General features: G+C 34.5%; 2 protein-coding genes and 2 pseudogenes. All 4 read left to right on the top strand.

Features of this window, described 5'->3' with window-relative positions:
* Positions 1-69: 69 nt before the first annotated feature.
* A pseudogene (gene wecB, locus ACFO3L_RS04840) lies at positions 70-882 on the top strand (non-hydrolyzing UDP-N-acetylglucosamine 2-epimerase); the annotation flags it as partial.
* Between the two features lie 44 nt (positions 883-926).
* On the top strand, positions 927-1,796 hold the full coding sequence (gene galU / locus ACFO3L_RS04835) for a UTP--glucose-1-phosphate uridylyltransferase GalU (protein ID WP_379964409.1): 870 nt from the start codon (positions 927-929) through the stop codon (positions 1,794-1,796).
* A 76-nt stretch (positions 1,797-1,872) separates the two neighbouring features.
* On the top strand, positions 1,873-2,883 hold the full coding sequence (gene galE, locus ACFO3L_RS04830) for a UDP-glucose 4-epimerase GalE (protein ID WP_379964407.1): 1,011 nt from the start codon (positions 1,873-1,875) through the stop codon (positions 2,881-2,883).
* Positions 2,884-3,061: 178 nt separating this feature from the next.
* Positions 3,062-3,787 (top strand): annotated as a pseudogene (locus tag ACFO3L_RS04825) (hypothetical protein); the annotation flags it as partial.

Here is a 3,787-nt window from a genome sequence, read left to right as displayed (position 1 = left end):
ACTGTAAGGAGGTTTTTCTTTTGAATAATTGAAAAATAAAGATACGACAACTATATTGACAAACACCGTCATGGAGATACTTCAACAACTTTTGTGACATCGCTAGCTTGTTTTTATTTACAAATTCCTGTAGGACATGTGGAAGCAGGTTTGAGAACACATAATATTTATTCACCTTTTCCAGAGGAGTTTAACCGTCAAGCAGTAGGATTGGTTGCAAAATATCATTTTTCACCAACGGAGCAATCAAAAAAAAATTTATTGCAAGAAGGAAAAGATGAAAAAAATATTTTTGTAACAGGGAACACAGTGATTGATGCCTTAAGTACGACAGTTAAAGAAGATTATACACATGAGCATGTTGAATGGGCAAAAGGTAGTCGCTTAATTATGATTACGGCCCACAGAAGAGAAAACTTAGGTGAACCAATGCGTCATATGTTCCGTGCAATTAAGAGAATTGTTGACGAGACACCAGATATTAAAGTTGTTTATCCGATTCATATGAATCCAACGGTTCGAGAAGCAGCAAATGAAATTTTAGGAAATGATGATCGTATTCGCATTATTGAACCTTTAGATGTATTGGATTTCCATAATTTTATGGCTCAATCTTACTTGATTCTGACTGATAGTGGTGGCGTACAAGAAGAGGCACCGAGTTTAGGAAAGCCTGTTCTTGTGATGCGAGATACAACAGAACGTCCGGAAGGAATTGCAGCTGGAACACTAAAACTTGTGGGAACGGATGAAGAGGTTATCTACTCGTCTTTTAAAGAATTGCTTTTAGATGAAGAAATATACAAAAAAATGAGCAAGGCAAGTAATCCATATGGTGATGGCGATGCTTGTAAGAAAATTGCGGATATTTTAGAAGCTTAATACATCTAAAATATTCTTATGTTATATGATGGGAGCTATTTAAATTGAAAGTACGTAAAGCAGTCATTCCAGCAGCTGGTTTGGGAACGAGATTTTTACCAGCAACAAAGGCAATCGCCAAAGAGATGTTACCAATTATCGATAAACCAACGATTCAATTTATCGTCGAAGAAGCGATTGAATCTGGGATTGAAGATATTATTATCGTAACAGGAAAAGCGAAACGTCCAATCGAGGATCACTTTGATGCAAACGTGGAATTAGAGCAAAATCTTGCTTCAAAAGGCAAAGATGAGTTATTAGCTCTTGTGGAAGAAACGACAGGCATTAATATTCATTTTATTCGTCAAAAACGTCCATTAGGACTGGGTCACGCTGTATTACAAGCAAAAGCTTTCGTGGGTAACGAACCATTCGTCGTGATGTTAGGAGATGATATTATGGAGGATGAAGTACCTTTGACAAAGCAATTGATTAATACTTATGATACAACGAAAGCATCGGCATTAGCTGTGATGGAAGTACCACATGAGGATACGGATAAGTATGGTGTGATTGCACCAAATGAAGAAGTTTCTGAAGGATTGTACGATGTGAGTCATTTCGTCGAAAAGCCAAAACCAGCAGATGCACCAAGCAATTTAGCGATTATTGGTCGTTATCTATTGAAACCAGAAATTTTTGAAATTTTAGAAAATCAAGAAGCTGGAATCGGGGGGGAGATTCAACTAACTGATGCAATCGATACTTTAAATAAAACCCAGCGAGTCTTTGCGCATAAGTTCAAAGGTATTCGTTATGACGTAGGTAATAAGATGGGCATGTTAGAGGCAAATATTCAATATGGTTTGAAGCATCCGGAAGTTAAAGAAGAACTTATTAAATATTTGAAAAAAATAGTGGAAGAGATATAAATATTCTATTATTAAAATATTGATGAATTTTAATGATAGATATTTATTTTATATTTTAATGAGATTGGAGATTGATATGAATATACTAGTCACAGGAGGACTGGGATTTATTGGAAGTCACACTGTTGTGGAATTAATTGAGAATAGTCATACAGTAGTAATTGTCGACAACTTAATAAATTCAAAAATAGAAGTTTTAAGCCATCTAGAGACATTAGTAAAACAATCGATTCCGTTTTATCAGATTGATTTAACAGATGAAGAAGCGTTGACTCAAGTATTCGAAGAGAATAAATTTGATGGTATTATTCATTTTGCAGGACTTAAATCTGTAGGGGAATCGGTAGAAAAACCAATAGAATATTATTTAAATAACTTAGTGTCTACCATGGTTGTTATTAAATTAGCACAAGAATTTAGTGTAGGTAAGTTTGTTTTTAGTTCATCTGCTACAGTGTATGGCGATCAAGATTCTCCACTTCGAGAAACGTTAGATTTAAAAGAAACAACCAGCCCATATGGAGAAACAAAAACTATGGGAGAAAGAATTTTAAAAGATATTGCAAAAATAAATCCGAAGCTAGCGATATCTATTTTACGCTATTTTAATCCTGTAGGTGCGCATCCAAGTGGATTAATTGGAGAAAATCCTAATGGTATTCCGAACAATTTAATGCCTTATATTACTAAAGTAGCAAAAGGAGATTTGAAACAACTGGATATTTTTGGAGATGATTATGATACAATTGATGGAACAGGTGTACGAGACTATATTCACGTAGTTGATCTAGCAAAAGGTCATGTAGCGGCATTAGAGCTAGTAGAATCTGGAGTTCATACGTATAACTTGGGTTCTGGAAAAGGAACATCTGTGTTAGAAATTATCATTATTTTTCAAAAAGTAAATAGTGTGAAAATCCCGTATAAGATAGTCCGTAGACGGAGTGGTGATATTGCAACTTGTTTTGCAGATGTTACCAAAGTAAATGATGAATTAGGATGGAAAACCACATTGACAATCGAAGATATGTGTCGAGATATGTGGAATTTTGAAATGAAATTCGATAATAGCACTCGAGTTTTGTAAATTAATGTTATTCTCAGTTAGTTTATACTGACAACGATACTTAGAGGATTTTTAAAATTTCCATAGGGGTCCTAAAGGAAGAGAAAGTTTTTGGAACTAAAATATAAAAAGAAACCTTTTATCAGACTTCGGTTTGGATGAAAGGTTTATTATTTTAACGGAATAAGGGGTGTTAAAATTGAAAAAAGTCAAAATATATATTTGTTTGTGGGGTTTGGTTCTATTAGTATATTGTTTGTTGAGTGCAGAAGTAATAGCTTTTGCTTGGGATGATTCAGAGGGAACTGTTGTCCAGACAGATAGTATGGAATCAGAAAACAAAGAGCCGATGAATAGTAGCGATATTGAAAAGTTATCAAGTGCTGAAGAACATTCTTATAAATCAGAGGAAGTCATAAATAGTGAGTCTGCGGAATTTGATTTAGGTAGTAGCGCGGATACAGAGATGGAGGAATCTTTTGAATGGGGTCAAGATGTTGAGGAAAAAGAAACTTCAAAAGATTCTGACCGTAGCATCTTGACCGAATATAACATATATGGGACCGTAATAACTAGTAATTATCAATTATTTAGTGATAAAGAATTGGAATATGATATTTCTGATCAATATGATCTGATAAATAAAACCATACACATAAAGGAATCGATTATAATTAAAAATGAGGAGCGTTATTACTCGATTGAAGATAATCAAAATTGGTTAGGTTATATTCATGAAAAGGACATTCAGATAGCATCAGGTAATCAGGGGATTCATCAAGATTACGGTAAATATGTAAGCATCAAGGGAACTAATGATATCTGGGATGGTTTTGCATGGAAGAACAGTAAATCTGGGCTGGCTTATAAGAATCAAACGTTCCAAGCGCGAGGAGTCTACCATCATTTCAACGGCTCACGTTAT

Source organism: Enterococcus eurekensis (assembly GCF_042654605.1).
Classification (GTDB): Bacteria; Bacillota; Bacilli; order Lactobacillales; family Enterococcaceae; genus Enterococcus_I; species Enterococcus_I eurekensis.
This window is presented reverse-complemented; position numbering and strand designations above follow the sequence as displayed.